The organism is Zavarzinia sp. (genome assembly GCF_049306435.1).
In the GTDB taxonomy this organism is placed as follows: Bacteria; Pseudomonadota; Alphaproteobacteria; order Zavarziniales; family Zavarziniaceae; genus Zavarzinia.
In genome coordinates, this window is sequence record NZ_JBAQRT010000237.1 from 1 (window position 1) to 6919 (window position 6919).

6 protein-coding genes and 1 pseudogene are annotated in these 6919 nt (G+C 65.9%); 5 read left to right on the forward strand and 2 right to left on the reverse strand.

Annotated features, from left to right (window positions below):
* The 4 genes and pseudogenes from WAZ62_RS13885 to WAZ62_RS13900 form a co-directional block, all read left to right on the forward strand.
* Positions 1 to 211 (forward strand): annotated as a pseudogene (locus tag WAZ62_RS13885) (alpha/beta hydrolase); the annotation flags it as partial.
* Between the two features lie 229 nt (positions 212 to 440).
* The gene (locus tag WAZ62_RS13890) at positions 441 to 3284 is read left to right on the forward strand and encodes an HD domain-containing phosphohydrolase (RefSeq protein WP_422644132.1); all 2844 of its coding nucleotides are present in this window, start codon (positions 441 to 443) and stop codon (positions 3282 to 3284) included.
* A gap of 228 nt (positions 3285 to 3512) precedes the next feature.
* A complete protein-coding gene (locus WAZ62_RS13895; protein WP_422644133.1) occupies positions 3513 to 4031 on the forward strand; it encodes a hypothetical protein in 519 nt (172 codons plus the stop codon).
* Positions 4032 to 4056: 25 nt separating this feature from the next.
* Entirely contained in the window at positions 4057 to 4725 is a 669-nt protein-coding gene (locus WAZ62_RS13900; RefSeq protein ID WP_422644134.1) for a hypothetical protein, read from the forward strand.
* 44 nt (positions 4726 to 4769) lie between these two features.
* Here the strand turns inward: WAZ62_RS13900 and hisN are convergent, their stop codons facing one another.
* Together hisN and WAZ62_RS13910 are read right to left on the reverse strand one after the other, a co-directional pair.
* Positions 4770 to 5585, reverse strand: coding sequence for a histidinol-phosphatase (gene hisN / locus WAZ62_RS13905; RefSeq protein ID WP_422644135.1), 816 nt, complete (start codon positions 5583 to 5585; stop codon positions 4770 to 4772).
* 58 nt (positions 5586 to 5643) lie between these two features.
* Entirely contained in the window at positions 5644 to 6075 is a 432-nt protein-coding gene (locus WAZ62_RS13910; protein WP_422644136.1) for a DUF6010 family protein, read from the reverse strand.
* An 84-nt stretch (positions 6076 to 6159) separates the two neighbouring features.
* On the opposite strand from WAZ62_RS13910, the gene WAZ62_RS13915 reads away from it, so the two are divergent.
* Positions 6160 to 6919 (forward strand): GlxA family transcriptional regulator (locus tag WAZ62_RS13915; protein WP_422644137.1); only part of this gene is annotated, 760 nt, incomplete at its 3' end.

Below are 6919 nucleotides of genomic sequence, written 5' to 3' on the forward strand. Positions count from 1 at the left end.
GGCGGTGGAAATCCCGGTGCTGGTCGCCGTCGCGGGCAGCGACCGGGTGGTGGTGCCGGCCGCCGAGCGGGCCGTCGCGGCAAGACTGCCCCGGTCCGTGCTGCTGGAGATCGAGGCCGCCCGCCACGAGATCCTGAAGGAACGCGATGATCTGCGGGCCCTGTTCTGGGCGGGCTTCGACAGGTGGTGCCAGGCGGCCCTCGGTCTTTGACGGCCAGCCGGATTGCCGCGCCGCAATAAAGACGCCGCAGGCGATTTTCACCCCGTTTCGTTGAGCTCGACGATCGAAATATTCTGATCCGGGGAATAATTCCCTGTTTCCGATGATGTCATTGTCAAAGACCCGCCCTGCTGTACGCTTGCGAAAGGCGCAGGGGATCGGGCAAATGTTTCCTCGGACCAGACTTCGATATTATATCGCTTCGTTGTTTCTCGTATTGATGACGGGTTATGCCGTCGTCAATGTTGGCCTTGGTTATTGGCAGACCCGCCAGATGTTGCTGGCCGACGCCGAGGTTCTGTTCGAGCATATTGGCGGCGAGATCAGTCTGGTCATCGATGCCCGTTACGAGGCGGCGGCGCAGGCGGCGGAAATGATCGCGGCGGCGACCCGGACGGATCTCGACGATCGCCTGGGCAGCCTTCCGCTGATGGTCCAGGCGGTCAACAGTACCTTCGGTGTTTCCGCGGCCTATGTCGGTTTCGACAATGGCAGCTTCCTGCTGGTCCGCCGCTACCGGCGCGATCTGGCCGCGACCCGTGACGCCCCGGCCGAGACCGCCTATCTGGTCCAGTCGATCGACATCGAACAGGAGGGGCCGCGCGGCAGCTATCGCTTCTACGACGCGGCGCTACGCCTGCTCGGCCGGATGCCGGCCCCGGACTACCGTTTCGATCCGCGCACGCGCCCGTGGTATGCTCAGGCCCTCGCTTCGGCGCAGACGGTCGCGGTCGATCCCTACATCTTCTTCACGACCCGGGAAATCGGCACCAGCGTCGCCCGCCGGACGCCGGACGGACGCGCGGTGGCGGGGATCGACATCACGCTGGATTCGCTGTCGCTGGCCCTGTCATCCCTGCGCCCGACGAAAAGCGCCGACCTCTTCATTTTCGATCGCGGCGGCCGGGTGATCGTCGATCCGGCCGGTGCGAAGCCGGTGGTCAGTCCCGATGGATCCGAGGTGATGCTGCCCATGGTGGCCGGGGAATTGCGACAGGCGATCCTGGCCGCCGCCAACCGGAACAATGGCGACGGCAAGGCCAGCTACGCCGAAATCGGCGAGACCTCCTGGATGATCCTGCTGCGCAATCTCGGCACCAGCAGCAACCCCCTGTTCGCCGGGATCGCCGCGCCACGGCCCGAATTGCTGGTGACATCGGACCGGATGCGGAACGAGGGGCTGATCATCGCCTTTCTCGTTCTCCTGCTGTCGGTGCCGGTCACCCTGGCTCTGTCGGGACTGGCGTCGCGGCCTGTCGAGGCGTTGACCCGGGCGGCCAACCGCATCCGCGCCCTGCGCTTCGATACGAAGACCAAGATCGCGACGCCGCTGATCGAGATCGACGAACTGGCCCATGCCATGGACGGCATGACGGCGACCATCCGCCAGCTGCTGGGCATCACCGCGACCCTGACCAGCGAGGGCGATTTCGACCGCCTGCTCACCCTCGTCATCGACGAGACCAGCCGCCTCGCCTCGGCGCGCGGCGGGGTCATCTATCTGGCCGAGGCCGACGGCAGCATGGTGCCGTCCGGCGCCCGCTGGGCCGGCAAGGATCACGAGGGCAGCATCCCCGTGCTCCACCCCGAGGATGTCGATGCCGCCGACCATCCCGTCATCCGCACCCTGGGCGGCCGGCGCCAGATCCGCCAGCTGACCCCGGAACAGGTTCAGGCTTTCTATCCCGGCCTCGACTATGCGGCGCCGCTCACCGCCTTCGCCATTCCCTTGCGCAATCGCGAAGGCGAGACGGTCGGCGCGCTGATGCTGCTCATCGAAACGGCGGGCGAGGATCAGCCGCATATTCCGGCCGAGGTCGTCGCCGTCGTCGAGGCGGTGTCGGGCACGGCCGCCGTCAGCATCGAGACGAGGCGCCTGATCATCGCGCAAAGGCGCCTGTTCAACGGCGTCATCACCATGCTCGCCGGCTCGATCGATACCAAGAGCCCCTACACGGGCACCCATTGCCAGCGCGTGCCGGCGCTGATGGAAATGCTGGCGGGGGCCGCCGTGAACGCCCGTTCCGGGGTCTTCCGCGACTTCGACCTGACCGAGGCGCAGTGGGAGGAATTGCGCGTGGCCAGCTGGCTGCACGACTGCGGCAAGATCACCTCGCCGGAATATGTCATCGACAAGGCGACCAAGCTGGAGACCATCAGCGACCGCCTGCATGAAATCCGCACCCGCTTCGAAGTGGTGAAACGGGAAGCCGAGGTCGCCTGCTGGCAGGCGATCGCCGAAGGGGCGCCACGGGATGCCCGCCTCGCCAGCCTCGCCGCCGACTGGGCCGCGATCGATGCCGATTTCGCCTTCGTCGCCGCCTGCAATGTCGGCAGCGAATTCATGGATTCGGGACATGTCGCCCGGCTGCACCGGATCTCGGCGACCCGGCGCTGGCACCGCACCCTGAGCGACCGCATCGGCCTGTCATGGGAAGAGCGCGATCGCAAGGCGCGGGTGCCGGAGCCGCCCCTGCCGGCGGAAGAATCCGTCCTGGCCGACCGGGCCGATCACATCATCGAACGCCGCCCGGGGGAGCGACTGCCCCCCGGCAATCCCTGGGGTTTCAAGGTCGATGTGCCCGAACATCTCTACAACAGGGGCGAGATCTACAATCTGTCGATCAGCCGGGGCACCCTGACCCCGGAGGAGCGCTTCAAGATCAACGAGCACATCATCGTGACGATCAGGATGCTGAGCGAATTGCCCTTCCCGCCGAGCCTGCGCAACGTGCCCGAGATCGCGGGCGGCCATCACGAGAAGATGGACGGTGGCGGCTATCCCAAGCGCCTGACGCGCGACGACATGAGCTGGCCCGCCCGCATGATGGCGGTCGCCGATATCTTCGAGGCGCTGACGGCGGGCGACCGCCCCTACAAGCGGGCCAAGACCCTGTCGGCCGCCCTGTCGATCATGGCCGAAATGCGCGATGGCCGGCATATCGACCCGGATGTTTTCGAGCTGTTCCTGTCGTCCGGCATCTACCGCGATTACGCCGATCGCTTCCTCGCGCCGGAACAGATCGACGAGGTCGATGTCGAGACCTACCGCATGTCGGCCTGACGGACGAAGTTCCCCATCCGGGTGTGTCCTGGCCGCCACATGCCATGTAAGCGACATTTAGCCCTCTGGACCGCGTATGCGGGTTGATGCAGGCTCTTGTTCACGTTGAGTGGCTGTCGGCAATGCTTCCATTTGTCCATATGGAGCGTGGGTGTTTTCTTTCGGGCCTCGCTCGATTGTATTTTCTTTTGAGTTGCACCTAAACGGGAATGTACCAAGGTGTCTAACATGAGGCATTTCTCTCTTTCGCTCATGGGGCTGCTCGCCCTGACGGCATGTGCGCAGCGGCCATCGCAGGATGTCTATCGTCACGACGAAGTGGGCAAGAGTGTCGCCGTTTCCTTCGGTTCCGTACTTTCTGTGCGTGAGATCGAAATTTCGGGGAAGAACACGGGCGGCGCGGCGGTGGTCGGCGGTGCGGCGGGCGCGATCGGAGGATCGCAGGTCGGGCAGGGATTCGCCGGGCCGGCGCTGGGCGGCTTGGGCGCGGCTGTCGTGGGTGCGGCTATCGGCGCGGTCATAGAACAGGCGGCAACTGATCGGAAGGGGTTGGAATACACCATCGTTCTCGAGTCCGGTGTGGCGATGACGGTCGTGCAGGAGATCGCCGATGGCGAGCCCAAGCTTCCGCCGGGGACGCGAATCATCGTCCAGAACAGCGGTGGATATCAGCGGGTATTGTCGGCGACGGATCTGCCGAGCGAAGTCGTGCGGCCGCAGGGGCTCAAGGTCGTCGATCCAAAGTGACCAATTTATGGGGCAGGAGGGGCATATGAGATTTGTGCGTCTGGCGTCGGTTCTGGCGCTAGCCTTGATGACGGTGGCGTGTTCGAAGGATGTGACGGTCCAGGCACCGACGATTGCGGTGACGGATCTCGGTTCCAGCAGCAAGACACCGGGCAAATACGCGGTTTGGATTCAGACCGGTGGCTGGAACACCGAAGTGAAGGCAGCCGGCTATACCTGTTCGGCCTGGAGTTTTCCGATGGCCCTGGAGGGAGGTTATTCCTCGGCCGCCCAGTCCGCTTTCAGCCAGTCCTTCGGCAGTGTCCAGTTCATCACGGATACGCTGAAGCCGGCTGACTTGAAGGCCCAGGGCTTCGATGCCCAAATCATCGTCTATCAGGGTGGCTTGTCGGCCAGCTTCAATCCCGTTGCGGGCTTCTGGACCGCCAGCCTTTCAGCGTCGCTCGGAATTGATGGAACCGTGGCCGTCGTTGGGCCGAGCGGCCTGACAAGCCAAGGGACCGCCAAGGGAATCGCCACCGGCGGCTCGGAGGACAGCATGTTCGCCAGCTGCAGCGATGCCGCCGAGGCTATCGCCGCGGCGGGTCAGGTCGCACTCAAGAACTTCGTCCTCGATGCGGTGAATCAGGCGAAATTGAACGTCCTTGAAATGCGCTTGAAGGCGCAGACCGCCTCGACTCCGGTTACGCAATAAGGCGTCGATGTCCGGAGAGGGTGCGCGGGAGCATCCTCTCCTGATTATCCGTTCAGCAGGGCGAGGATTTCCTCGTGCAGGCGCCTGTCGCCGGTGGCGACCACGCTGCCGCCATCTTGCGCGTCGCCGCCGGTCCAGCTGGTGACCTGGCCGCCGGCGCCGCGCACGATGGGGATCAGGGCCTGGATGTCGTAGGGCTCCAGATTGGTTTCGATCACGGCGTCGACATGGCCGCTGGCGACCATGGCATAGGCATAGCAATCGCCGCCGTAACGCACCATCTGGGCCTTGTCGGCGACGCGGGTGAAGGCGGCGAGGCTCTCAACTGTTCGGAACAGATGCGGGCTGGTCGTCATCAGCCGGGCATGGGCGATGCCGGGGCAGGCCCGCACCGACAGTTTCCGCTGCCCGAGAAAGGCACCGGCTTCCGTGCCGACATAACGCTCGCCGGTGAAGGGCTGGTCCATCACGCCGATGACCGGCTGCCGCCCGTCGTTGAGGGCGATCAGCGTGCCCCAGGTGGGCAGGCCGGTGATGAAGGCGCGGGTGCCGTCGATCGGGTCCAGCACCCAGGTCAGCGGGCTCGCGCCCTGCTTTTTCCCATATTCCTCGCCGAGGATGCCGTGGTCCGGGTAATCCGCCTCGATCAGGGCGCGAATGGCCGCCTCGGCGCCGCGATCGGCCTCGGTCACCGGATCATAGCCCTTGGCCCCGCCCCACAGGTCGGCCTTGTCGTCCACCGGCATCACGGTGCGGAAATAGGGCAGGATCACCGCGCGCGACGCATCGGCCAGGCGGCCGGCGAAAGCGGTCAGGGTTTCGATCATATCCTGGTCCAGGGACTTGGGGGAAAGCGTCATCACAACCTCGCTCGATGCGCCGCAAACTAGAAGTGCGGGACATCGAGCGCAAGGGCGATCAGGCCAGCCAGAGGGCGGCGAGGCCGAAGGCGAAGACCCAGTCGTAGGCGGCGCAGAAGGGCGGATACCAGCCCCGGGGCGCGACCAGATCGGCGGAATGATCGCGGTCATGGTGCAGCCAGTCCCACAGCCCGTGCAGGACATAGGCCGCCGGTATCACCCAGGGTGACAGCCACAGGCCGGCCAGCGCCGCCACCATGAACAGGGTGGCGACCACGGATTCGACCGCGATCTGCCGCACCGACCCCGCCTGGATGGCGAAGCCGACATAGATCGCGCCGATCATCGCCACCATCACCGCCGCCAGCTCGACGGATTGTTCATGGGCGATCAGCAGATGCAGCGGCAGGGTGGCGAGGCTGAGGCCGATGCCGACCATCGACGGCGCGAAGACCCCGTGGTGGTGTTTATGTGTCGCGGCGATGGTCATGGGTGTTTCTCTCCTCCGGGTGTTGACCGCAGGATAGGGTCGGGTGTCAATGTCTCAAACGACATTGATCCCGGGATTTCGGTCATGCCGCGCACGCTCTGCTTCCTGGTCTATCCCGATTTCGTGCTGTTCGATCTGGCCGGGCCGCTGGAAGCCTTCAATACCGCGCGCATCCTCTCGGGCGGGGAATACCGGCTGGTGGTCGCGTCGCTGGGCGGCGGGCCGGTCCGCAGCTCCTCGGGCGTCGAGGTGATGACCGAAGCCCTGCCGGACGGGCCGCTCGATACGCTGATCGTGCCGGGAACCCTGGCGCCGCTCGATATCCCCCGGGTGGGCGAGGTGGTAAGCGCGATCACCGCGCTGGCCGGCCGGGCGGGGCGCCGGGCCAGCGTCTGCACCGGCGCCTTCCTGCTGGCGGCGGCCGGGCTGCTCGACGGCAGGGCCGTCACCACCCATTGGCTGCTGGCACCGGAGCTGCAGGCGCGCTTTCCCGCCCTTCGGGTGGAGGGTGATCGCATCTTCATCCGCGACGGCGATATCTGGACCTCGGCCGGCATGTCGGCGGGGATCGACCTCGCCCTGTCGCTGATCGAAGCCGATCTCGGGGTGGACATGGCGCGTCAGGTCGCGCGGATGCTGGTGGTCTATTACCGGCGGCCGGGCGGGCAGGATCAGTTCTCGTCGCTGCTCGATCTCGATCCGGCTTCGGACCGCATCCGCCGCGCCCTCGGGTTCGCCCGCGAGCATCTGGCGGCGGACCTTTCGGTGCCCCGCCTCGCCGAGGTGGCGGGGCTCAGCCCGCGCCAGTTCGGCCGGGCCTTCGCCGCCGCGACCGGCACCACCC